Below are 23710 nucleotides of genomic sequence, written 5' to 3' on the forward strand. Positions count from 1 at the left end.
AGACCAAGACCGCCTTGGCTTATCGCGTGAAGCAACAATGGAACGGCTTTCCGGGATTGGTGAGGCGCTGGACCGGCTGTTTTCCCTGATTGATCGCTTCATGACGAACGACCGCGACAATGGCTTTCGACCGCAATCGATGCGATGTACAGTTGCATTTCGACATGACCGGGCGAGGTGAGCGGTTGCATATCAAGACGGGCGGCGAAGCAACTTCGATTTTCGGCGATCACGATATGCTGGCGACCGTCGTCATCAATCTGATCGACAACGCGCTCAAATATTCGCCCGAGACCCAGCACATTCACATTGATACCCTGTCGGCACATGGCTCCGTCGTTATCCAGGTGTCTGATCGCGGTATCGGCATACCGAAAGCTGAGTTGCACAAGATTGGCCGCCGCTTCTTCCGAGCCTCGAACGCCAAGGCCGGAAGCGGGACTGGGCTTGGTCTTTACTCTTCCCGTAAGCTTCTGGCCTATCATGGCGGCGCATTGGAGATGCACCCCCGTGAAGGAGGGGAAACGGCGGCTGTGGCGCGCGTGCCTGTGTTGAACGGAGCGACAGAGCCCGCCCTGCAAGAAGAGTTGGTGACTTGACCCGCATTTTGATCGTCGAGGACGAACAGCGGCTGCGCAAGGATCTGGTTGATTTCCTGGGATTGTGCGGCTTCACGGCCGGAGGGACTGCGACAGCAGAAGGCTTGCGCCGCGCATTGGCAAATGATGAGCCACCTGACGTCAGCATCCTCGATGTCGGGCTGCCTGATGGCAATGGGTTCGATCTGGCCAGCGAAATCCGCGGAACCTATCGTTGCGGAATCATCATGTTGACATCTCTTGGCGACGGTGACGACCGTATTCGCGGCTTTGAAAGTGGCGCTGACATTTATCTCGTCAAGCACAGTACCTTGCGGGAGATCGAGGCAGCGATCCGGAGCCTGCTGCGGCGAACCGGGGATCACGCCGATTTTGGGGACAACACCGCGGGCAAATGGGCGCTGGACAGCAGAAACTGGACCCTCACGGCGCCGAACCAGCGTTCACTCAAGCTAACGGCAACCGAGTTCGCACTTGTCAGGACGCTTTGCAAACATGACGGTGGTGTTTGCGCGCGCAAGGAGCTGGCGGAAACCATTGCCCGCCCCAAAACCCATTTCGACAACCGGCACCTGGATGCAGTCGTAAGCCGCCTTCGCCGCTAGATAGGTGAGCAGACCAACCTGGAAGTGCCTATCAAGGTGGTCTATGGCGTTGGTTATACGTTCACAGCCCCGACAGTCATGCAATAAAGGTCCGGCGCGAGATCGGGCGCAATTGCGGCCCGCTTGTTCGTGGGGGGCTGCACGACCGCACTTTTTATCACAGACTGGCGTTGTCACATAAACGCGGCATCGGTGAACAGGCAGAGGGTACCGGCTCTGGCGTGCCCTTGATCAAGAAGGCCATGGTCTCGACGAGGTTCAGAGCCGGCGTGACACGAAGGCCTCCAAGCGGTAGCTCATCAGGCAATCAAGCGGAACTTTCACCACTTTGCCTGGTGGCTTCTACCTCGAAACGAATTTCCCCTCGTAGCGTGCGCGGAAGTTCCGGCGTTCGGAATCCTGCACAAAGCACACGAAAATCAACTCAAGATCGGAATCGCTATCTACACGCCCGAGAATGCTCAGCGTAACAACGACCGCGCCAGGATAATTTGAGCCAAGCTGGATCGCCGCCGCGGTGATCTCATTAAGCGACGGCCCGCTCTGCTGGTCGTTGCATAAATATACAGTCCAAAACTGCGCCTTCTCCCAGATGCCACGCAACGCATCGATGACTTCCTGTTTGAATTCTTCTGCGTCCATATCATTCGGCCGTGAGAAGGTATGGCCGCCGTGGACACTGAAGTAACCGTCGAATGCCGGAGTTCCCGATAGGGAAGTCTCTATTCTCTCGAACGCAGCATCTGCATCTATGAAGGTGCGAAAGAAGATGGCCATTGGCCCTCCAAATTAGGCGTAATGTCAGGTCAACCTGATTGTGATGGACGGCCATTGAGGGCGAATCTGGTTCGCAGGGTCCACGGCGAAGCTTGCCTAGACCTGAAGGAGACGTTCCTGATTGCCGGACGAACCAGGGTCATGCACGTTGTGGCGACCCTGCTCCCTTTAAGTGGGATCAGATCTGATCAACCTTTCCACGCCCGCATTTCGCCCCCCAAAGCCGGACCGTTTGATGCGAGACCAAGACCCGCGGGTAGCCAGCAAGCCCTCGACCATTCGCAGGCAGAGAGGGAGGGGAGGCGGAAATTGAGCCACAAGGCGCTGGCAATGATTTTAGCGGGAAAGCAATGGTGCCACGGTGAACAGCAGGCTGGCGTGTCTTTCGATCACAATGCAGCAGCGCTTTGCCAAATCACGTAGATGCTGACCGTGAAGATGACCCAACGAAAAATAACGGCTAGTGCGGTCCGATGGCTGGCAAGATGACCGGCCGCAATCGTCCCAACGATCCCCCCGCCCACGCCTCCGGCGATAAAGTATCCGGCCATCAGCCAATCGACATAACCCGACAGGGCGTAGTTCACCGCTGTCGTGAGCCCGAACGTGCCGACGGCGAACAGGGATGTGCCGACCGCGTTGATGAGAGGCATTCGGGTCGATAGCAGCAGCCCAGGCACAATCAGAAACCCGCCTCCGATGCCAAAGAATCCGGACCCGAACCCTGTTGCGAGCGCGACCGCACCAGTTCTGCCCTGCGTTTGTATTGTCAGCGAACGAGCGGTGATGTCCGCTTGGTTCTGCACATTGCGCATTGCAAAGCTGACGAACATCATCAACAGGCCAAAGGCGAACAACAGGCTCTGGCCGTTCACGAATTTACCGAAGCTGGAACCGAGATAGGCGCCGAGGGCGCCGGCAAATGCAAAGATCAGTGCGCAGCGCCACCAGACATGGCCCTTGATCGCATGGCCGATCAGATTGAGGTAGGCGTTGACCGAGACGCAAAGCGCCCCGGTTCCGATCGCCGTATGAACGTCGCGGATGCCAACTACATAGACGAGGAGTGGCGTCGCTAATATTGACCCGCCGCCTCCGATCAGACCCAGCACGCAGCCGATCAGCGATCCGGAAGCGATTGCGAGCAGGACCTGGTGGAGCGAACCGTCCAAGTGGTCAAGCTCCCCATACCGACCCGGGAAGGGCATCAAGCGGAATCTTCAAGTAACGCCGGCCGTTCTCCTCGCAAGCTGGCAATTCTCCGCCGCGAATATTGATCTGCAGCGCATGCAGTATGAGCTTAGGCATTGGCAAGGTTGCATCACGCGCCTCGCGCAGTCCGACAAAGTCCGACATAGACCGGCCTGCGACATGGGGATTGCTAGCCTTCTGCTCGGCGATAGAGCTTTCCCAAAGCGCCTCACGCCCGCCTGGCCGATAGTCATGACCAGTGAACAACCGGGTTTCCTCGGGCAGGTTCAGGATATCGTTGATCGATTTCCAAAGATCGGTGGCCTTGCCGCCGGGGAAATCCGCGCGCGCGGAACCGCTATCGGGCATGAAGAGCGTGTCGTGGATGAAGGCGGCGTCGCCAATCAGATAAGTGATCGAGGCCAGCGTATGCCCCGGCGAATGCATCACTCGAGCGTCGAGATCACCGATCTTGAAGGTTTCGGCGCCGGCAAACAGACGATCCCATTGCGAGCCGTCGCAGGCGAAATCCGGCCAGTTATAGATCTGCGCCCAGATTGTCTGCACGTCTCTGACATGCTCGCCGATCGCGGTGGGGGCACCGGTCTTGGCCTTCAGGTATCGCGCTGCGGAAAAATGATCCGCATGCGGATGGGTATCGAGGATCCACACGACCTGAAGGCCGTGGCTACGAACGTGGTCGAGGATGGCGTCGGCGTTGACGGTGGCCGTCGAGCCCGACTTCTCGTCGAAATCGAGAACGGGATCGATGATGGCGCATTGGCGGGTATTCGGACAGGCGACGACATACTGAATGCTGCCGGTACGGACATCGTAGAAGCCCTTGACCTCAGGCTGCAGCATGAACGGAGCCTTTCCTGACTTCTGCTCGCGGAGAGAAGATCGCCCGGCTAGGATCGACATCGTAGTCGGCCTCGAAATCCGTAGCATCCATGGAGATCTGCGCGACCGAATCGAGAATGAACTGAACCTTGTCGTCTGGCAGCAGAACGCTGAAGTTCAGCCGAATGAACCCCGGCTTTTCGATTTCATCACCGGACAGGATGGCTTGACGGATAGTCTCGGACTGTTCGTCGTCGATCGACAGCAGCCGATGCACGTAAGGACCGGCGCAGGCACAGCCGCCGCGGGCCTGGATGCCGAACCGGTCGCTCAGCATGCGGGTAACCAGTTGCTGATGGACATGGCCCCCCTTGCCGTTCTTCACACGGAACGAAAAGATCGGCAGCCGATCCGGCTCCACGAGACCGAGAATTTCCAGTTGCGGCAGGCCTTTCCAGGCATCGAACGCGCGCTGCGCCAGTTCGCGGTTGCGCGCGGTCATCGCTGCGGCACCGATTGCCTCCTTGACGATGAAGGCAAGTGCTGCGCGGATATCGCCGACGACATTCGGCGTGCCTGCCTCTTCGCGGGATTCAACGCTGTCGGAATAATCATGCGTCTGCGGCGAGACGAACTTGACCGTTCCACCGCCCGGCCACGAGGGTTTGTCAGTTGCCAGGCTGTCGCGGCGAAGGATCAGGATGCCCGAGGCACCCGGGCCGCCGATGAACTTGTGCGGCGATACAACGATCGCATCGATGTCGGCGCCGGATGCCGGCGTCATGGAAATCGGCAGGTAGGGACCAGCGCCGGCATAGTCCCAGATCATCCTGGCACCCGCGGCCTTGACCATCGCAGTGATCGCAGCGACGTCACTGATGATCCCAGTGATGTTGGAAGCCGCAGACAGGCTGCAGATGGTCAGATCCGCGCCAGTGTCCTCAAGTGCAGCCTTTAGAAGCGACAGATCAGGACCGCCCTGCGGATGCTCGGCGATTTCGATGATCTCCGCGCCGCTTTCGCGCCAGGGCAGGATGTTTGAGTGGTGTTCGTAAGGGCCGATAATGACGCGGGCATGTTTGCCAGCCGCAACCGTCGCGGTGACACCGAACAGTTTGACTAGGCGGTTGATACCCGCGGTCGCGCCGGAGCCGGTAAAGATCACCGCATGCTGATCCGTAGAACCACAGAGTTCACCGATCAGCGCGCGTGCTTGCCGACGCATGCGGGTCATGAAGCCACCGCAATAGGACGCTTCCGTATGGCTATTGGCGTAATAGGGGAGCACTTCCTCAAGCACGAAGCTCTCGATCTGCCGAAGCGCTCGACCCGATGCGACATAGTCGGCATAGACCAGTGGCTTGTCACCATAAGGCCCGGAAACCCTCGCCTTCGCGCCAACGAGACCATCGCGCAGCTCGGCAATAACGCCCGCAACATTCAGGCTTTGACGAAACCTCATCAGAGGAGAGCTCTGTTTCGGCGCGGGTCGAGCAAGGTCCACGGTGATCTCCTGACATCAATCTGTTGACGCAGATCGTATCCTGCGCCACGATCAAAAGAGTCACCTATTTTTTGCCAATTTCACAAGAGAACGTGTCATATGAGCGGTCAAACGGTCAAAGTTGATGATTTTGATATGAAAATTCTATTCGCCATGCAAAACGATGCGAACCTGTCGCAGCGTGACCTCGCCGATAAGGTCGGTATGTCCCAAAATGCGTGCTGGCGGCGTCTGCAGCGCCTTCACGCATCCGGCCTCATTCGCGGCACGCATAGTGAGATCGATCTGAAGGCTCTCGGGCTCGACCTAACCGTTTTTGTGATGATCCGCACCCGCCACCATTCAAAGGAATGGATCGATGGTTTTCGCGCCCATGTGGAACGTCTACCTGAGGTGATCGACTTCTACCGGATCGGCGGTGACTGGGACTACCTGATCAAGGTCGTGACCCGCGGCATGTCGGGATATGACGCTTTTTACCAGAAACTCATCACGAACTTTGATCTTGCCACTGTCACGGGCTTCTTTTCGATGGAAGCGATCATCAATAATCGCCCGGCCGATTTGAGCCGACTGCGTTAAAGGCTGGCGCTGCCTTAACTTGTCGCAATTCGCGGTGAGGATTTATAACCGCGTTTCAGGCAGCGGTCGACCATAAATCCCCGGGAACCAAGCCGATTCCGAGCAGAAACCTTCTGCAATCGACCGCCCCTTGTCAGCGACAAATTTCCTCTGCTCTTCAGGGAAGAGCTCTCGCTTAGTTCACAAATTTCCGAAACATTCGCAGACGTGACCGCCGAAATGTTATCTCTGCATTGCCTACGGTGAGATCCATAGTAAAATTTCCTAAAATGTTGATAACGCTGGAAATTTCGTCTCTCTATCAAATGCTAGGATGGATCGTATGTCGCCATGTATGGACCTGCCCCTCACCTAGACCTCAAAATAAAAACGATTTTATTCTTGTTGAAAACGTTTTTATTGCCTGATACGAGTCCCGTCATCAGGTCGGCGAGCTGGGAGGCATGCATGGCAGAAACTGAATCAGCGCGCCGTACACCGCCGACCATCAAGACGCTGGCCGATCTCACCGGCTATTCCATCGCCACCATTTCCAAAGCACTCAGGGGCTCGCCCGTCGTTGCTCAGGCAACCAAGGATGCGATCTTCAAGGCCGCGCAGGAGATCGGCTATCAGGCCAATGTCCGCGGCATGGCGCTTCGAACCGGCAAGACCTATCAGGCGGCGGTGCTCATGCCGGTGACGGCGGTGCGTGACTATGAATGGGACGGTGTCGAGTACACCCAGATCCTCAGCGGCATCAGCCAGGCACTGGAAGGGTCCGACTATCGCATCTCCGTTCATGTCATCCGTGACACCCAGGATGGCTGCGACATGGCGCGGCGGATCATGGATCAGGGCCTTGCCGACGGTATTATCTTTTCCGGTATCCTCGCCGACGATCCGCGCATCGATCTTCTGGTCGAAAGCGGCTTTCCTTTCGTGTCGCTCGGCCGCTGCCGCAAGCCGCTCACCTACGCGCATGTCGATATCGACAATGAATGGGCAGCCTTTGCCGCCACGGAACGGCTGATTGCCGGCGGTCATCACCGCATCGCGCTGATCAACCCTCAGCGCCCCCTCTCCTATGCGATGGACAGGATCGACGGTTTTTCCCGCGCATTTGCGCAAGCCCGGCTTCAGACACCGGCGGACCTGATCGCCGAAGGGGACCTGTCGACCCGCTTTGGCCGCGAAAGTGCGCTTGACCTGCTGCAGCGGCCGGAACCGCCGACAGCCTTCATCTGCATCAACGAATCCACGACGCTTGGCGTACTCTCGGGGCTTGGCAGCCTCGGGCTACAGGCGGGCACTCATATCGACGTCATCGCTTACGACGATATCAATGTCAGCGCCTATTTCACACCGCCGATCACGACCTTTTACCAACCCATCGAAGTCCTCGGCAGGACGCTCGGAGAGTTCCTGTTGCAGCGGATGGCGGGAGGAGATCCGCAGACGCTGAAACAGGTTTTCAGGCCAACCCTGATCGAAAGGCAGCCCGACAATCTCGGCGCGCGCCCGGCCTGACACCCATTCACAAACGGAGGAGAACGAACGTGAAGACATATCTGATTGCCCTTGCGATGGCAGCACTTGCAGCCGGCGCTTCGCATGCAGCCGATCTCGGCGGCAAGCTTCTGAAGGTCGGTTCCGACACCACCTCGCCGCCAATGGAAAGCATCGATCCGGCCAGCGGCCAGATCGTCGGTTTCGACGTCGATGTGGTCAATGCCATCTGCGCCAAGATCAACTGCCAGGCGGAGTTCGTCACCACCGGCTGGGACGGCATCTTCGCGGCACTCGATCAGGGCAGCTTCGATTTGGTCGCCTCCGGCGTTTCGATCACCGACGAACGCAAGAAGGCGATGGACTTTTCCGACCCCTATATCGTCAACAGTCAAGCAGTGCTGATGCGCGTCGCCGACCAAGGAATTTCGCTGGATGACTTCAAGTCGCAGGGCAAGAAGCTCTCGGCGCAGGCCAATACGACAGACGCACAGGTTGCCGAAGGCATCGTGGGCAAGGAAAACGTCGCCGCATACGATAGCTTCTCAGCCTCCGTCATTGCCCTGAAGAACAAGGATGTCGACGGCGTCGTCATCAATGGCGCCAACGCTGCGGCCTATGAGCGCGAGTTTGCCGGCGAACTCGTCGTTGCCATCAAGGATCTTCAGTCCGACCCGCTCGGCCTTGTCTTCCGCAAGGACGACGCCAACATCGCCGCCTTTAATGAAGGCCTGAAGGCAATCAAGGACGATGGCACGCTCGATCAGCTGATCGGCAAATACTGGGGCCTCAAGTAAGCCCGGCGAACCCGGAGCGTTCGCGCTCCGGGAACCGCTTTCAAAATGTTTCCGAACCACTCCTGCGGAGGAATGAATGTCATTCCTGAAACGCGTGCGGCCCAGCAATCTCATCATCCTGACCGCGCTACCCTTCATCATCTACCTGTTCACGTCCTCGGCAGATTATCAGCGCTCGCTGCGCGCCATCCTTGGCGTCGAAAACGGTTCGTCCGCCTTCGTGCCCGGTTTCCTGGCGCTGGCGATCGCCTTTTCGTCCGGCATTGCCCTGCTTGCCTTCTCGCGCGCCAAGTCAAACCGGCCGCAGCTGGCGCTCGGCTGCGCCGCGCTTAATCTGATGGCGGCGGCAACAATTTTTGCCAGCGGCGCCATTCATCCGTTTGCCGCTTCGGTCGTGGCCAATGGCGTGGATTCTTTCACCTCGACACTCGTCGTCAAGGGTGTCACCCCCCGGCAGCTGACCGAGGCCGCCGATCTCACGCTGCGCCAGGTCGAAGCCATCCTTTATCCCGTCTATTTAATCCTGACGCTGATTGGCCTTGGTCTTTTCATCGCGACACGGCACAAAGGCTCCGAGAACGGTCTGCGCCGCACCGGACGCTGGATTGTCGGCCTGATCAATGGCGCTGGCGCGGCAGGTCTGTTCTTCTTTGCCCATATTGCCTTCGCCGCCGGGGTCGCCACGACCATCCGCGCCGCCGTTGCCGCCTATCTTCTCGCGGCCCTGATGGGGCTGGTCTGGGTTGGACTGCTGCAACTGCATTACAAGAAGCGGACGGGCCAGCTGTTCACAGCCGCAACGCTGCTTCTGGCACTGGCAGCCACCTGGTTCCTCACCCAGCCACGCGACAGCTTTGTGCTGACTGGGACACTGACCGGCAAGGTCGCTATCGTCAGCAATACCCCGTCATCGCTGATTGGCGCTGTTCGCTATGGCCAGTATCCGGGCGGACCGGCGACCGAAACGCCGGTGAGAACCTTCCTCGGCCCTGCCGAAGCGATCGCCGCGCTCGCAAAGAAAGAAGATGTCAGCGCGGCCCTTCTACCAACTGCCTCAGTCCCAGCCGGCTGGCCCGTGCTCTGGCAGACAGAAATGCTGAACGACCGTGACCGCTCGACGGGCATCACTATCGCCGTGCTGGCGATCATTCTCGGCCTGCTCACCTTCGGCGGTTTTCTGCACAGAAGGCATCCATTGGCAATCGGCTCGGAATTCATCGTCGATACCATTCGCGGCATCCCGATGCTGGTGATCGTGCTCTATGTCGGCCTGCCGCTCAGTGGTGCGCTGAAGGATGCGACGCAGGGTGTCGTCGATCCGCCGAACCTCGTGCGCGGTATCGTCGCCATGGCGGTCGCCTATTCCGCCTATCTTGCTGAAATCTTCCGCTCCGGCATCAACGCCATTCCCGCAGGCCAGGTGGAGGCCGCGTATAGTATCGGCCTTACCCGCTGGAAGGCGGCCCGTCTCGTCGTCCTGCCGCAGGCGTTCCGGATCATCATCCCGCCGCTCGGCAACGAGCTGATCGCCATTCTCAAGGACACCTCGCTCCTGTCCATCCTGTCGATCCGCGATATCACCCAGCGCATGCGCGAGTTCCAGTCGGCAAGTTTCCTGCCCTTTGCTCCCTACAACTCGGCTGCCATCTTCTACATCGTCCTGACGCTTGCCGCGGCAAGCCTCGTCAACACCATCGAGAGAAAATATGACGTCAAACATCGCTAACGACCGCAAGATCCTTGAAGCACGCGCAGCAGGTCTCGTGCTGCCGCAGGGTTTCGTCTTCGGCGCCGCCACCTCCGCCTACCAGATCGAGGGCGCGCCTCTCGAAGACGGCAAGGGCGAAAGCATTTGGGACCGCTTCTGCAAGGTGCCCGGCGTCATCGTCGACGCGTCCAGCGGCGATATCGCCTGCGATCACTACCATCGCTGGGGCGAAGACATCGCTGTTCTGAAAGCCATGGGGCTTGGCGCCTACCGGTTTTCCTTTGCCTGGGCACGGCTGATCCCGGACGGCTCCGGCGCCGTCAACCAGAAGGGCATCGCCTTCTATGACCGGCTGATCGACGATCTGCTCGCTGCCGGTATCGAGCCCTATGCGACCCTCTATCACTGGGATCTGCCACAGGCGCTGCAGGATCGCGGCGGCTGGTACAATCGCGAAACGGCTGAGCATTTCGCCGATTATGCCGCCGTTGCCACCCGCGCCTTCGGCGACCGCGTCAAGAAATGGACGACGCTCAACGAACCCTGGACATTCTGCTGGTCGGGCCATGCCAGCGGCGAGGATGCGCCCGGTCTTTTCGACGGCACCAAGGGCGGCGTCACCGCCAGCCATCATGCGCTGCTCGCCCATGGCCGCGCAGTGCCCGTCATCCGTTCAGAAGTTCCGGACGCCGCGGTCGGCATCGTCTTCGATCTCAACGTGACAGAGCCCGCAACCGGCGACCCGCGCGATATCGCTGCAGCCAGACGCTTCGACGGCGCCCAGAACCGCTGGTTCCTCGATGCGGTGTTCAAGGGCAGCTATCCGCAGGACATGCTTGACCTCTACGGCGATCTGCTGCCCCCGATCCATGCGGACGACAATGCCGTCATTGCCGCCCCGGTCGATTATCTCGGCGTCAATATCTACCGCAGGTCCGTCATGGCCGAAGGCACGGAGCTGGCACCGCTGAATTTCCAGCGCGTACAGCCGGAAGGCACCTATTCCGAGGTGAATTACGAAATCTGGCCGCGCTGCATCTACGATGTGCTGCACTATGTGCATGAGAATTACGCACCGAAGGAAATCTACATTTCGGAAAACGGCGTTGCCACCGCACCGGAAACCGTCTCGGCCGACGGCCATGTCTGGGACGACATTCGCGCCGCCTATTATGTCGACCATCTCGATTATGTCGCCAAGGCCGCCAGCGAAGGCGTGCCGGTCAAGGGGTACTTCGCCTGGACGCTGACCGACAATTTCGAATGGGCCTATGGCTACACGACGCCGTTCGGCATCACCCATGTCGATTTCGATACGCAGATACGGACGATCAAATATTCAGGCAAAATCTACGGCCGGATCGCAGCACAGAGCCATTCGGAATCGGCAAGGAGCGCTGGCAGTGGCCGCTGAAGGCATTCAGTCAACGGTGTTGATTACCGGTGCCATGCGCGGCCTCGGCCGCGTGATGGCACAGCAATATGCAGCGGCCGGTTGGCGTGTGATCGCTTGCGGCCGCGCCATGACACCGGCGGCCGAAGACGGCATCGTGCCGGAGACGCTCGACGTGGCCGACCCGGCATCCATTCTCGATCTGGCGCGCCGCCTGGATGGTATGCCGATCGACGTGCTGATCAACAATGCCGGCATCCGTGGCGATACCGGCGGGCTTCAATCGCTGGAGCCTGTCGATTTCCTGGAGGTCATGCGCATCAACACACTCGGCCCCCTGCTCGTGACACGCGCGCTTTTGCCGAACCTGCTGTCCGGCAAACGAAAAATTGTTGCCAATATCAGCAGCCGTGCCGGCTCGATCGCCGAGGGCACGCTGGATGACGACGATGGTGATTATGCATATCGCTGCTCAAAGGCGAGCCTAAACATGGCAACCGTCAAACTCGCTCAGGACCTGCGTGCCGACGGCATTACAGTTGTGTCGCTGCATCCGGGATGGGTGAAAACCGACATGGGCGGCGATGACGCCGTCGTGCCCGTCGCAGATAGCGCTACGGGACTGCGCCGTATCATCGATGGAGCCACGCTGGCGGGCAGTGCCAGTTTCCGCGCCTTCGATGGACAAGCCGTTTCCTGGTGAAGATTAGGCTGGCCGGGAGCCCCGGTCAGCCTAGCGCCAATCCTGTCTGCGCGTCGAACAGATAAAGCGCATCCTCGTCAAAGCTGAAGAGCATCGATCAAAATGTGGGATCTGGTGGGATGACCAGATTTACCCGTGATCCTCTTTATCTTCGCCACCGATTGCTCTTGGCAGGGTAGAAGGCGAGAGTGGTCATGCGACCGCTGTGCGCTAATTTTCGAATTTACCCCATGGCTGACATCGTTGGAGCACGTCGAAAGGTTAGGTGGTGAGACGTAACTTAGATCGCACGCGCGGCTGCGCGATTTCGGCGTGGACCGCGCCCCTCTGGCAGTGCTCACGATGCTCAGACTTTCATCGCGCGGGAAGAGGTCGGTCCTTTCAGCATCCTTTCGAATGGAGGTAAGTCACGGCGATCTCGCGCAACCGCTCTCTCCCAAACGCCGGTCCATGCCCTCCGTGAACGAGGTCTGCGTCAAGCTCTGCCAGTCGTTTCATGGTGCCTTTGTAGTGTTCGACGTTGCATCCCGGCAGATCATCCACCAGACCTCCTTCGTATATGGCGTCTCCGCTAAAGAACTCCCCCGTCCTCTGGTCGAGCAGCCCGATGGATCCGGGAGAATGGCCGGGAAGATGCAAAACCGTGTAACAGGCGTTGCCGATGTCGATGGCGTCGTTCTCCGCCAGCACCCTGGTGAGCGGTGCGGGCGTAATTCTGTAGGTTGCCGGCGTCATTCCCCCGGGAGCTGCTGCGATTAAGGCGTCCGGCTGCCTGCGAAAATAGCCGGCGAGCGTGTCGGCATCCGGCATGAGCGCGAAGGCCTCGGCCTCAACTGTGTGGCCAAGCCGGTCTTCGAATTCGTGGAACGAGCCGACATGATCAACGTGAACGTGAGTTGCTACCGCGAGCACCGGCTTGCCATAAGGAATGCCTAACGCGCTCCCCAGATTGGCGAGGCCCACGCCGAAATCGATGACGAGGTCGGCGTCCTTGCCGATGACATGGAATATATTAGCCTGAAAGAACTTATGGACATGAGGCTCCCAGACGCGGGTGAGCCGATCCGAAATCCTCTCCTTTGAAAACCAGTTCGTGTTGGTCAAGATGGCCTCGCTCAATGCAGCAGCTTGCCGAGGAAGCGCTTTGTGCGCTCGTGTGTCGGTGCGGAAAACAGGATGCCGGGCTTGTTGCGCTCGATGATCTGGCCCCCATCCATGAAGACCACTTCACTCGCGACCTCGCGCGCGAAATTCATCTCGTGGGTGACGCAAACCATGGTCATGCCGTCAGCTGCGAGCGAGATCATCGTGTCGAGCACCTCTTTGACCATTTCAGGATCGAGTGCCGAGGTCGGCTCATCGAACAGCATGATGCTTGGGTTCATGCAGAGGGCGCGTGCAATCGCGACCCGCTGCTGCTGGCCGCCGGAAAGCTGGCCCGGATATTTGTCAGCCTTTTCCGGAATGTGCACACGTTCGAGATATTTCATCGCTACCTCGACTGCCTGCTTTTTTGGCAGCTTGCGCACCCAGCGCTGGGCAACCGTGCAGTTTTCCAGAACCGTCAGGTGCGGGAACAGGTTGAAGTGCTGAAAGACCATGCCCACGTCGCTTCGCACGCGATCGATGCGCTTGAGCTGGCTGGTGAGCTCGACGCCATTGACGACAATCGAGCCCTGCTGATGCTCCTCCAGACGGTTCATACAGCGGATCAGCGTCGATTTTCCCGAGCCTGATGGGCCGCAGATGACAATGCGCTCGCCCTTGTTCACGGCCAAATCAATGCCCTTAAGGACCTGGAAAGTTCCGTACCATTTGCTGACGCCAGAAACCTGAATTGCGGTTTGCGTGTTCATATCCACCCCATGGGTTTACGGCAATCAGCGGTAGCCCCGCGAAAGCACATGTTCGATGCGGTTCTGGGCGAGCGTCAGCACAGAAACGATGACAAGATAGTAGACAAGGGCTGCACCGTACCATTCGAGGAAGCGGAAGCTGGTGGCGATCGCGAATTGCGACACGGTCATCAGTTCCTTCAGCGAGATCACGGTCGCAAGCGACGTGGCCTTCAATAGCGAGATGAACTCGTTCATCAGCGCGGGAACCGCGATCCTGAGCGCCTGCGGCATGGTGATGATCAGAAAGATCTGCCAGCGATGCATACCGAGCGCGGCCGCGCCCTCTCGTTGTCCATGCCCCACAGCGGCAAAGGCGCTGCGCAGGATTTCTGCCAGGTAGGCGATCTGGATCAACGATAGCGCCAAGAAGGCCGCGAAGAACGGCGTGAACCAGCCTGCCCGAAAGATTTCGGAAATCTGTGGCAGGCCGTTCCACACAAACAGCAGGACGAGGAGTGCGGGTGCGCCGCGAAACAGCCAAACATAGAACGTTGCCAGCCAACGGGCAGAGCGGCGCGGTGAGCCTGCCATGGAGCCAAGTCCCATGCCAAGCGCGAGGGACACAGCCATGACGCAGAGAGAGAGGCCGATCGTTAGGAGTGCCCCCTTTAAAAGGGGGGCACTGAAGATCGCCTGCAGGAAGAGGTCGAGGTCAAACAACGTGGACCACCTATCGTCAGTTCACGTCGTGGGCAACGTCGGTCGAAGCTTCCGGCAGGTTCCACTTCTTGAGAAACGCCTTCATCTCGCCGCTCGCCTGCAGAGCCTCGATCGCGTCCTTCAGCATCTGCCGGTCGCCATCGCTCTTGCGCAGGTAGATGCCGTAGTTTTCGCTTTCATCGTAAGTATAAGGAATGGCCAGTCGACCCGGCACCTGAAGCATACGATATGCAGCTGTCGTATCCTGCGTGATCGTTGCGGTCGCGCGGCCGACCAGGATTTGCTCGATCACGCCGGACGCGGACGGGTAGGTCTGCGCCTGGATTGGCTCCTTGCCGGCAGCTTCCAATTCGGCATTGAGATCGGCCACCGTCTTTTCGTAAGTCGTGCCGGCCTCGATCGCCATGATCTTGCCGCTAACATCGGCCGGGACCCTTGTCTCCGTGTCGTTCGCCGCAGTGACCAGTACGACGTGAGAACCGAAATACGGGATGCCGTCATATTTTTCCAGGCGGGGCGGCGTGATCATGATGCCGCTTGCAACAAGGTCGCAGCGCTTGGAATCGAGCGAAGGAAGCAGGCCCTTGAAGTCGCCGACGATATATTCGGCCTTAGCACCCCAGCGCTTGGCGATCGCGTCCATGACGTCAATCTCGAAGCCAATCAGGTCCTTATCACCGGGATTTTCATAATACTCCATCGGCGGGAATTCGCCGCTGGTGCATATCTTCAAGATGCCGCCCGATACAAAATCGGGCTTTTGGTCGGCGGAAAGAGCTGTACCGGCGCTGAGGAAAGCGGCAAACATTGTGCCTGCCACAAAAGTCAATTTCGTTCCCAGTGTTGCTTTCATCGTGGTCGTGTTCCCTTGTTTTTGGTTTCTTGGATCAGCCTTTAGTGAAGTCGTATACGAGCGCCATTCGCAAACAAGCTAAATGTTTTCATGAAAAATCCGCAGAAAAACTAAACTTTTTCCTAGCCTACGGCATTTAGAATCTGGCCGTATGTCTCTGTGTCGAATGCCGGGAGGATAAGCGGCTCGACATGTCCGTCGCGGCGCGCGGTGAGGACGTATTGCATCATCGCTTCATTGCTCGGCATTTCAAAAACCTGCATGAAATCATAGTTCCCAAGCAGGGCGTAAAAGGCGATCGACCGCCCGCCGAGCGCTGCGACGCGGTCCTCGCTTACCTTCCGGCGTTTCGCGCTGTCGGTCAGTTCGGTGAGCCCCTTTTGCGTGAGGCGCATCAGGGAGACGTATTTTCGGATCTCGCTCATCGTTTGGAACTTTCCAGTCTTTTCAAACCAGCGAGCACCGCTGCGGTATCGGTCAGCGCGCCAAAAATGCCGTTCTCGACTGTGACCATGTGCAAGGCAGCCTCATGCGCATATTGATCACCGCTGGCGCAGGCGTCCGAGATTGTCAGGCACTGGAAATTCCGGTCGCAGGCTTCGCGCAGCGTCGTGTGGACGCAAACGTCGGTGGTGCAGCCTGAAAAAAGCAGGTGTGTAATGCCCTGCGCGCGCAACACATGCTCGAAATCGGTGTAGGTAAAGGCGCTGTTGCAGGTCTTGTCGACAATGATGTCCTGCGGGCGCACGTCAAGTTCAGGAACGATCTGAAAACCGGGGCTGGACCGTAGCAGCGCAGTCGTACCCTCTAGACCCGACCGCTGCCGGCGCCATTTTTCGTAAGGCGTCATATCCGCAAGGTCTTCGCGATACCCCTGCCGGGTATGAATGATCCGGATGCCCGCCTCGCGGCAGGCAGCGATGAGCTGGTTCACCGCGGGAAGGATCGCGCGAAGGGGCGCTGGATCATAACCCTGGCGGGCGAAATAACCCGTGGTGGAAAGGAAATCCTCCTGCAGGTCGATGACAACAAGCGCCGTTTTGCGAGCATCGAGATTGCCGTCATAGGGGTAGTCGAATGGTTTTGCCGAGATCATTAGAAAGCTCCTCTTTGCAGATTGGATAGCACCCTTAACAGTTTTAAAAAATCAATTTAAAATCACCAATATCGTTCTATAATGCTAAACGATCAGCCGGATATCCAGATGAGCCGCCTCCCGCCCTACCTGCAATATCTCCCCGCGTTCGAAGCGACTGCGCGCCTCGGCAGCGTGAGGCAGGCGGCGGCGGAATTGCACCTCAGTCCGAGCGCGATTTCGTTGCAACTCAAGAAGCTGAGCGATGCGACAGGCATTATCCTGTTCCGGAAGTCAGGCCGGAATGTCGCCCTCACCCAGGCGGGCAGGGATTTTTCGCAGACCGTCGCCATATCCCTCGGCCAGCTCGATACGGCCACGCGGGCATCGCGGAAACTGATCTCCGGAGACCATCCCGCATCACTGTCGGTTTCGGTACCGACTGCGCTCGGGATCGCATGGCTGACAGCGACCCTCGTCGATTTTGCTCAGGGGCACGGCATTTCCAACCTCACCATTAACGAGGCGATCACCGCAGCAGAGGTCGACTGGGCGGAAAACGACATGGCGATCGTCTACGATAATCCGCCGTTCACCGGAAAATACTGGCGCTCGCTTAGCGAGGTCCGGCTCTGCGCCGTGTGTTCGCCAACTTTGTTCCCTCGGCTCGACCTGCGCAATCGCGACGGGAAACTAAGCTCCGTCGCGCTATTACATGAGGATGACGGCGGGGAATGGGCGAAATGGTCCGTCGCGGCCCGGATCGCCCTTGAAGGCAATACACGTGTCCGGGTGAACTCGGTAGCGCAGGCGATCGCTTCCGCTGTTCAGGGCCGCGGCGTGGCACTCGTTTCGGATGTGCTGACGCGAAACTTCCTGAACGAAGGGCGGCTTATCCAGCCGTTCTCCACTACGATCAATGCGGCGCGGGAATATTATATTGTCTGCCCGGTTGACCGCGCGAACGACCCCATCCTGCGGACGCTGGCCGATCGTGTGGTCGAGCAGTTGCGTCCAGGACGGGATCAAAATGCTTGATCCGTTGAACGCCGATTGAGGAAGAATTCGATGTCGCTGCCACCCCTTCATGCATTTCGTGTCTTTGAGAGCGTCGCGCGGCTCGGTAATGTCAGTGCGGCGGCAGCGGAGCTGCATGTGACGCCGGGTGCTGTCAGCCAGCAGATCCGGGCCTTGCAAGTGACACTGGGCGTCGACCTCTTCCAGAAACGCGGCAGGCAACTGGCTTTGACCCCGAGCGGAAGCCAACTCCAGCGCTCGGTGGCAAGCGCCATGGACGCCATTCACACCGGCGTGCGCCAGCTCTCGGTGCATAAATATGGCGGAGCACCAAAGCAGGCCCTGACCATCTCCATCCCGCAAGTTCATGGTGTTGCATGGCTTGCCACCCGACTTTTCACTTTTATGGAGGAAAGCCCCAGTTTCCAATTGAAGGTTCTTACTTCCAGCCGCTTCCATGACGTTGACTGGCGCAAGACCGATGTCGCGATCGTTTATGGCATGCCACCGTGGCCGGGCTTCTGGTGGCGCCTGCTCCACGGAATCCGCATGACTCCGGTTTGCAGCCCCCAGCTCCTGCGCGGACCGAACGCCATCCGACAACCCTCCGATCTCGCCTATCATCGACTGCTGCACGAAGACGACGGTTCGCAATGGCGTCGCTGGCAGGCTGAAGCGGGCATTCCCTATGCTGGTGAGGCCGATGTGCACTTCGACGACTTCGGCATCGTTCTCCAAGCCGCCCGAGATGGCTTTGGCGTGGCGCTTAGCGATGAAGTCGTTTCCGCGCGCGATCTCAATGAGGGACGCCTTGTTCAACCGCTTCAACTCAGCGTCCCAGCCCTTCACAATTACTATTGCATTTGCGCGGAAGCGAAACGGGAGACTGCCGAGGTAAACTCGTTCATCGATTGGCTAATCGAGGAGGCGTCAATGGCTTGAATGCCATATGAACATCAATACGCTTGAAATAAAAGACCCGAGGTCTCCGACGGATTTCAGAGTTAGGTGGGAAGCCACTGAGCATTCTTGCTTGAATCCAACGAAACTCGCGTTGGTCGGACAAACAAGCTCTTGAGAGGATCTTCCCGCCGCCCGGACTAAAATGCAGTAGAGCTTTTATTCTCAATTTTCCGAATTTGAGAATGCGCTACAGAAAATCGTCACGACTTGGCGTGAACGTATCGATCAGCAACCCGTCCTCCAGCGCCACGACGCCGTGGACGAGATTTGGTGCGACGATGAAGCTACTGCCGGCCGGCAGTGTCGTGGTCACGCCATCAGCAGTGACCTCGAAACTCCCCTTGGCCACGTAGCTAACCTGCGTATGCGGATGCGAATGGAGAGCGCCGATCGCCCCCTTGTCGAAGCTAAAGGCGACCAGCATCATTTCGGGGCGGTGCGCAAGAACCGCCCGGCGGTTACCAGGCGAGGTTTCCGTCCATGTCAGGCCTTCTGGAAGGGTATAGAAATTAGGCATCATAATTAACTCCTTTATCGTGCAAGCCATCCGCCATCGACGGGCAGGATCGTACCATGCACATAGTCCGACGCACGCGACGCGAGGAAAACAGCAGCACCCGCCATATCGTCCGCGCGCGCCCAGCGCCCGGCGGGAATGCGTTTCAAAATATCGGCATTGCGTTCGGTATCCGCCCTGAGCGCTGTAGTGTTATTGGTTTCAACATAGCCCGGAGCAATCGCATTGACATTGATGCCACGCACCGCCCATTCATTGGCCATCAGCCGTGTCAGTCCGGCCAGACCGCTCTTGGCTGCGGTGTAGGACGGCACGCGAATGCCACCCTGGAAGGACAGGAGCGAGGCGATATTGATGATCTTGGCCGGCATTTGCGCCGCGATCGCCATCTTCGCGAAGGACTGGCAGAGAAAGAACGCCGATTTCAGGTTGGTATCCATGACGGCATCCCAATCTTCCTCGGTAAAATCGATCGTATCGGCGCGGCGGATAATCCCGGCATTGTTGACCAGGATATCCGGGTGTGGCCGCAGGGCAGAGGCACGCTCGATAAGGGTACGGACCTCCTCCATCTGCGAGAGATCGGCAAGAAGCGAATGGAAGACGCGGCCCGTTGCCGCCACCTGACCAGCTGTCTCCGCCATCGGCGAACGGCCGACACCGATGATGTCGGCCCCTGCCGCGGCGAGACCGGCGGCAATCGCCTGACCGATACCGGTATTGGCGCCGGTGACGATGGCGCAGCGGCCCGAAAGATCGAACGGGCTCATCGCAGACTGTCCATCGGCACCCTGTCCATGTCGGTAAAGCTCATATTGTCGCCCGCCATCGCCCAAATGAAGGAGTAGCGGCCGGTGCCGGCACCGGAGTGGATGGACCACCCCGGCGACAGCACCGCATCATGGCTCTTCAGCACGAGGTGCCGTGTTTCATGGGGCTCACCCATGAAATGAAAGATCCGTGTTGATTCTTCCATGCCGAAATAGAGATAGACCTCCATTCGCCGGTCGTGGACATGCGCTGGCATCGTATTCCAGACCGAGCCCGGCTCGAACATGGTGAGCCCCACCAGAAGCTGGCAGCTTTCGCAGACATCCGGATGGACATACTGGTTGATCGTGCGGGCATTGGCCTCCTCAGCGGAACCGGTACGCACCTTCTTGGCCATGTCGAGCGTGATGAGCACGGTGGGGCAGCTGCGATGCGCGGGGGCGCTCAGGACATAGAACTCGGCCGGACTGGCTGGATCGTCGCTTCTGAAGGTCAGATCCCCCTCGCCCATGCCGACATAAAGCGCCTCCTGGAAACCAAGGGTATATTCGGTTTCACCGGCAAGAACCCGACCGCGTCCACCGATATTAAGGATCGCGGCCTCACGCCTTTCGAGAAATTGCTCGGTACCGGTTTCCTTAACCTGGCCGATCATCAAGTCTCTATCCGTCGGGACGACACCACCGACGATCATCCGGTCGAGATGGCTGTAAGTGAGATTGATACGGCCCTTGGAAAACAGCCCCTCGATGAGAAACCCGTCGCGCAGGCCGTTCGTATCGCGCTTCGCAGCATCTTCGGGGCCAACAACTTGGCGAACATTTACGGAAATTGTCACGGATTTGCCTCTTGGCGTTGGATGGGATTGTCAGGTGAGAACGACGTATTCTGTCAGCTGACTGATCGTCGTATCGGCCTTCTTGACGTCGAAGACCTTGGTTCCATGGCTCATGATCACGAAGCGGTCGCAGACCTGATAGGCGTGATAGAGATTGTGCGTCACCAGCACGCTCGAGACGCCTTCAGCCTTCAGTTTCAGAACCTGCGACAGCAACGCCTCGGTTTCTCGCACGGAGAGAGCCGAGGTAGGCTCGTCGAGCAAAAGTACCCGCCGCTTGAAGAACACCGCGCGGGCGATGGCGACTGCCTGCTTTTGCCCGCCAGAGAGATCGCCCACAAGCTTGTCGGGAGAATCGATTCCGGAGATATGGACGGCCTTCTTCAGCACCTCCATGGCGATGTCGCGCATCTCGGCCTGCTTCAGGAAGCCGAAGGCATTGGTGCGCTCGCGGCCCATGAAGATATTGCGGGTGATCGACAGCGAATCCACCAGAGCTGTGTTCTGATAGATGGTTTCGATACCGGCATCGGCAGAATCCGAGCGGCAAGTGAAGAGCGTTTTCTGGCCATCGACGCTCAGATGGCCGGAGGTCGGTTTGTGAATGCCGGAGATCAGATTGACCGTGGTCGACTTGCCGGCGCCGTTGTCGCCGAGAAGACCGACGACTTCGCTTGGGCCGATGTGAAACGATAGGTCCCGCAGCGCTGTCAAGGCACCGAAGCTTTTCGAGATATTGTGCAGTTCGAGTAGATTGGACGCGGACATCACGCAGCCCCCCGGCGTTCGATAAGATGGTTGAAGGCGGCAGCAACGACGATCAGGGTTGCAATGAACATGTCGAGGTAGAAGCCGGGTGCGCGCAGGAGCAGAAGCACGTCGGTGATGGTGTGGATCAGCATAACACCGAGGAAGATGCCGATGATCGAGCCACGGCCGCCGCGAAGGGAAAGCCCGCCAATGACGCAAGCCGCGATCGCCTGCAGTTCGAGACCGGCACCCTGCCCCGGCTGGACGCTGCCGACACGCGCCGTGGCAAGGATGCCGGCAACAGCCGCCATGCCGCCGGCGATGGCAAAAGCGACCATCTTGACGCGATCGGTATTGATGCCGATCGCCGTTGCCGCCGCAGGATTGCCGCCGGTGGCGAACACATGGTTGCCGAACTTGTGACGGTGCATCAACAGATAGAAGCCTATAACGAACAGGACAATCCAGATGAAGGCGGCGTTAATGCCAAAAAGTGTACCGGCAAAGAGGCCGGAAAAGGCCGGTTCCGGATCGAAGCGAACCTGCACGGCGCCATTGTAGAGCAGCACCGCACCCCGCCAGAACAGCAGGCCACCGAGCGTGACGATGAAGGATGGCAGGCCGAAGCGCAGCGTGATCGCGCCATTGAGCAGACCGATCATGATACCCAAGAGAATACCGAGCGGCGCGGCAAGAAAAGCGCTCATGCCGCTATCGACAAGGCTCGCCATCAGCACAGCGGTCAAGGTGTAGACAGAGCCGATCGACAGATCGAACTCTCCGGCGATCATGAGCACGCCGGCGCCCAGCGCCAGGCAGCCGAGGACCGGAATGGCCTTCATCAGGATTGTCAGGTTCTGCGGCGAGAGATAACGGAAGCTGTCGGGATAAATGAGCGCACCGGCGATGCAGACGATCTGCAAGGAGACGAAAACCAGGAGAATGGCTCCGGCCGGCATGGTCATGATCTGCTTGAGCAGCGATTGTTTTTTCGTGCGCGATTTCGGCACGGCACTGTCGGTCATGGCGTAGGTCACTGTCGTTACTCTGTTCCAGGGATCGCGGTGACCTTCCGGCTTGTCGCCGGAAGGCCTTCAGGCGTCTCGCTTACCGGTAGCTGCCGATCAACGGTTTGACGGACGAGATGCGCGACTTGTCGAGGAAAGCGCCCTGGCCGGTGTCGACGTCAGTCGGGGTCAGGCCGTACTTTTTCGCCAGCGCGATCTGGGCGATCGGATAGTAGCCCTGCAGGTAAGGCTGCTGGTCCATCGTCGCGAACATGGCACCTGATTCCACCGCGTTGACAATTTCGACCGCGAGGTCGAATCCGCCGAACGGAATGTTGACACCAGCGTCCTTGATGGCGCCCGCTCCCACGGTCGAGGTAACTGAGCCTGTGCCAAACAGAGCCTTGGTGTTGGGGTTGGCGATGAGGAACTGAGCGAGAATGTTCTGCGCTTCGGCCGGATCGAGGCCGGACTTGACCGTCTCCACCTTGATGCCATGCTCCTTCATCGCCTTTTCGATGCCGCCGCCACGGGCGACGGCGAAACTGGCTTCCGGAATTTCGCGCGGATTGAAGACCATGTCGCCTTCCTTCAGGCCGAACTGCTCGACCATCCGATTACCGAGCTCATAACCCGAGGCAAATTCATCCATGCCGACATAGGCTTGGCGGCAATTACCCTTGGCACCGTCGAGATCGTCGTTGTTGAAGCCGATGACGATGATGCCGGCCTTGACCGCCTTGCAGATGCTTTCGTCGAAAGCGTCAGACGAGGAGATAGCGACGGCGATGCCGTCGACTCCGCTCGCCGTGGCGCTCTCGATCAGGTCATTCTGGCGTACCGGATCGTTGTTGGCATATTGAACGTCGAGATCGACGCCGAACTGTGCTGCAGCATCTTGTGCGCCCTTCACGACGGGGTTAAAGAACTGAACACTCGGATCGAGGTAGATGATCATCGTCGCCTTGACATCGGCCGCCATGGCGGACGTTGTGAAAGCCATAGCTGCGCACGCCGCAAGCATTGCGGTTTTCAGTCTGGTCAATTTCATTTTGCGTATCCTCCCTTTGGATGTGCAATCGGGGTCGAAAGACCCATGTCTCGGCTGGCGGGCTCCGACCAAAGATCGCGCCAGCCGAGATTTTCCTCCTCTGCCTCAGTGTCGAATGAG

General features: G+C 58.8%; 26 protein-coding genes. 10 read left to right on the forward strand and 16 right to left on the reverse strand.

Annotation, left to right across the window (positions count from 1 at the left end):
• Positions 1–119 precede the first annotated feature (119 nt).
• Together ACSQ3J_RS18600 and ACSQ3J_RS18605 are read left to right on the forward strand one after the other, a co-directional pair.
• Positions 120–599, forward strand: coding sequence for a sensor histidine kinase (locus ACSQ3J_RS18600; protein WP_436039815.1), 480 nt, complete (start codon positions 120–122; stop codon positions 597–599).
• Between the two features lie 8 nt (positions 600–607).
• Positions 608–1204 carry a response regulator transcription factor gene (locus ACSQ3J_RS18605; RefSeq protein WP_436039816.1) on the forward strand — a complete coding sequence of 199 codons (597 nt, stop codon included), beginning with the start codon at positions 608–610 and terminating at the stop codon, positions 1202–1204.
• A 342-nt stretch (positions 1205–1546) separates the two neighbouring features.
• Here the strand turns inward: ACSQ3J_RS18605 and ACSQ3J_RS18610 are convergent, their stop codons facing one another.
• From ACSQ3J_RS18610 to ACSQ3J_RS18625, 4 genes are all read right to left on the reverse strand, one after another.
• The gene (locus ACSQ3J_RS18610) at positions 1547–1981 is read right to left on the reverse strand and encodes a hypothetical protein (protein WP_436039817.1); all 435 of its coding nucleotides are present in this window, start codon (positions 1979–1981) and stop codon (positions 1547–1549) included.
• A gap of 389 nt (positions 1982–2370) precedes the next feature.
• Positions 2371–3189, reverse strand: a complete 819-nt coding sequence (locus ACSQ3J_RS18615; protein WP_436039819.1) for a sulfite exporter TauE/SafE family protein — start codon at positions 3187–3189, stop codon at positions 2371–2373.
• Positions 3158–4036, reverse strand: a complete 879-nt coding sequence (locus tag ACSQ3J_RS18620; RefSeq protein WP_436039820.1) for an MBL fold metallo-hydrolase — start codon at positions 4034–4036, stop codon at positions 3158–3160. Before ACSQ3J_RS18620 ends, ACSQ3J_RS18615 begins: the two co-directional genes overlap by 32 nt.
• A complete protein-coding gene (locus ACSQ3J_RS18625) occupies positions 4023–5519 on the reverse strand; it encodes an aminotransferase class V-fold PLP-dependent enzyme (RefSeq protein ID WP_436039822.1) in 1497 nt (498 codons plus the stop codon). Before ACSQ3J_RS18625 ends, ACSQ3J_RS18620 begins: the two co-directional genes overlap by 14 nt.
• A gap of 99 nt (positions 5520–5618) precedes the next feature.
• Here ACSQ3J_RS18625 and ACSQ3J_RS18630 point away from each other — a divergent pair, with 99 nt between their 5' ends.
• The 6 genes from ACSQ3J_RS18630 to ACSQ3J_RS18655 all read left to right on the forward strand — a co-directional run bounded on the left by ACSQ3J_RS18630 (position 5619) and on the right by ACSQ3J_RS18655 (position 12190).
• Positions 5619–6101, forward strand: a complete 483-nt coding sequence (locus tag ACSQ3J_RS18630) for an Lrp/AsnC family transcriptional regulator (protein WP_436039823.1) — start codon at positions 5619–5621, stop codon at positions 6099–6101.
• 447 nt (positions 6102–6548) lie between these two features.
• Positions 6549–7610 carry a LacI family DNA-binding transcriptional regulator gene (locus ACSQ3J_RS18635; RefSeq protein WP_436039825.1) on the forward strand — a complete coding sequence of 354 codons (1062 nt, stop codon included), beginning with the start codon at positions 6549–6551 and terminating at the stop codon, positions 7608–7610.
• Positions 7611–7639: 29 nt separating this feature from the next.
• On the forward strand, positions 7640–8386 hold the full coding sequence (locus tag ACSQ3J_RS18640) for a transporter substrate-binding domain-containing protein (protein WP_060504523.1): 747 nt from the start codon (positions 7640–7642) through the stop codon (positions 8384–8386).
• Positions 8387–8462: 76 nt separating this feature from the next.
• Positions 8463–10112, forward strand: coding sequence for an amino acid ABC transporter permease (locus ACSQ3J_RS18645; RefSeq protein WP_436039826.1), 1650 nt, complete (start codon positions 8463–8465; stop codon positions 10110–10112).
• Complete coding sequence (locus tag ACSQ3J_RS18650; RefSeq protein ID WP_436039827.1) at positions 10093–11508, forward strand: GH1 family beta-glucosidase; 1416 nt, start codon at positions 10093–10095, stop codon at positions 11506–11508. Before ACSQ3J_RS18645 ends, ACSQ3J_RS18650 begins: the two co-directional genes overlap by 20 nt.
• A 16-nt stretch (positions 11509–11524) precedes the next feature.
• Positions 11525–12190, forward strand: a complete 666-nt coding sequence (locus tag ACSQ3J_RS18655) for an SDR family oxidoreductase (RefSeq protein WP_060504593.1) — start codon at positions 11525–11527, stop codon at positions 12188–12190.
• Positions 12191–12571: 381 nt separating this feature from the next.
• Here ACSQ3J_RS18655 and ACSQ3J_RS18660 read toward each other — a convergent pair whose 3' ends face one another.
• The 6 genes from ACSQ3J_RS18660 to ACSQ3J_RS18685 all read right to left on the reverse strand — a co-directional run bounded on the left by ACSQ3J_RS18660 (position 12572) and on the right by ACSQ3J_RS18685 (position 16697).
• Positions 12572–13294: an MBL fold metallo-hydrolase gene (locus ACSQ3J_RS18660; protein WP_060504594.1), complete on the reverse strand. Its 723-nt coding sequence runs from the start codon at positions 13292–13294 to the stop codon at positions 12572–12574.
• Between the two features lie 11 nt (positions 13295–13305).
• Positions 13306–14046 carry an amino acid ABC transporter ATP-binding protein gene (locus ACSQ3J_RS18665; RefSeq protein ID WP_060504526.1) on the reverse strand — a complete coding sequence of 247 codons (741 nt, stop codon included), beginning with the start codon at positions 14044–14046 and terminating at the stop codon, positions 13306–13308.
• A 24-nt stretch (positions 14047–14070) separates the two neighbouring features.
• Positions 14071–14748 (reverse strand): amino acid ABC transporter permease, encoded by a 678-nt coding sequence (locus ACSQ3J_RS18670; RefSeq protein ID WP_060504527.1) that lies wholly within the window; start codon positions 14746–14748, stop codon positions 14071–14073.
• Between the two features lie 16 nt (positions 14749–14764).
• The gene (locus ACSQ3J_RS18675) at positions 14765–15601 is read right to left on the reverse strand and encodes a transporter substrate-binding domain-containing protein (RefSeq protein WP_436039829.1); all 837 of its coding nucleotides are present in this window, start codon (positions 15599–15601) and stop codon (positions 14765–14767) included.
• A gap of 122 nt (positions 15602–15723) precedes the next feature.
• Entirely contained in the window at positions 15724–16026 is a 303-nt protein-coding gene (locus tag ACSQ3J_RS18680; protein ID WP_060504528.1) for a GYD domain-containing protein, read from the reverse strand.
• Positions 16023–16697 carry a cysteine hydrolase family protein gene (locus ACSQ3J_RS18685; RefSeq protein WP_060504529.1) on the reverse strand — a complete coding sequence of 225 codons (675 nt, stop codon included), beginning with the start codon at positions 16695–16697 and terminating at the stop codon, positions 16023–16025. Before ACSQ3J_RS18685 ends, ACSQ3J_RS18680 begins: the two co-directional genes overlap by 4 nt.
• Before the next feature lie 108 nt (positions 16698–16805).
• Here ACSQ3J_RS18685 and ACSQ3J_RS18690 point away from each other — a divergent pair, with 108 nt between their 5' ends.
• Together ACSQ3J_RS18690 and ACSQ3J_RS18695 are read left to right on the forward strand one after the other, a co-directional pair.
• Positions 16806–17714: a LysR substrate-binding domain-containing protein gene (locus ACSQ3J_RS18690; RefSeq protein WP_244482164.1), complete on the forward strand. Its 909-nt coding sequence runs from the start codon at positions 16806–16808 to the stop codon at positions 17712–17714.
• 30 nt (positions 17715–17744) lie between these two features.
• Complete coding sequence (locus tag ACSQ3J_RS18695) at positions 17745–18635, forward strand: LysR substrate-binding domain-containing protein (RefSeq protein WP_436039832.1); 891 nt, start codon at positions 17745–17747, stop codon at positions 18633–18635.
• A 208-nt stretch (positions 18636–18843) separates the two neighbouring features.
• Here the strand turns inward: ACSQ3J_RS18695 and ACSQ3J_RS18700 are convergent, their stop codons facing one another.
• From ACSQ3J_RS18700 to ACSQ3J_RS18725, 6 genes are all read right to left on the reverse strand, one after another.
• Positions 18844–19176 (reverse strand): cupin domain-containing protein, encoded by a 333-nt coding sequence (locus ACSQ3J_RS18700; protein WP_436039834.1) that lies wholly within the window; start codon positions 19174–19176, stop codon positions 18844–18846.
• Positions 19177–19187: 11 nt separating this feature from the next.
• Positions 19188–19943, reverse strand: a complete 756-nt coding sequence (kduD, locus tag ACSQ3J_RS18705) for a 2-dehydro-3-deoxy-D-gluconate 5-dehydrogenase KduD (RefSeq protein ID WP_436039836.1) — start codon at positions 19941–19943, stop codon at positions 19188–19190.
• Entirely contained in the window at positions 19940–20782 is an 843-nt protein-coding gene (gene kduI / locus ACSQ3J_RS18710; protein WP_060504534.1) for a 5-dehydro-4-deoxy-D-glucuronate isomerase, read from the reverse strand. The genes kduD and kduI overlap by 4 nt, the downstream gene beginning before the upstream one ends.
• 30 nt (positions 20783–20812) lie before the next feature.
• Entirely contained in the window at positions 20813–21550 is a 738-nt protein-coding gene (locus tag ACSQ3J_RS18715; RefSeq protein WP_060504535.1) for an ATP-binding cassette domain-containing protein, read from the reverse strand.
• A complete protein-coding gene (locus tag ACSQ3J_RS18720) occupies positions 21550–22497 on the reverse strand; it encodes an ABC transporter permease (RefSeq protein ID WP_060504596.1) in 948 nt (315 codons plus the stop codon). Before ACSQ3J_RS18720 ends, ACSQ3J_RS18715 begins: the two co-directional genes overlap by 1 nt.
• 142 nt (positions 22498–22639) lie before the next feature.
• On the reverse strand, positions 22640–23590 hold the full coding sequence (locus tag ACSQ3J_RS18725) for a sugar ABC transporter substrate-binding protein (protein ID WP_060504536.1): 951 nt from the start codon (positions 23588–23590) through the stop codon (positions 22640–22642).
• Positions 23591–23710: the final 120 nt, after the last annotated feature.

Origin of the sequence: Rhizobium sp. LjRoot98, assembly GCF_964252935.1 — a bacterium.
Taxonomy (GTDB): Bacteria; Pseudomonadota; Alphaproteobacteria; order Rhizobiales; family Rhizobiaceae; genus Pararhizobium.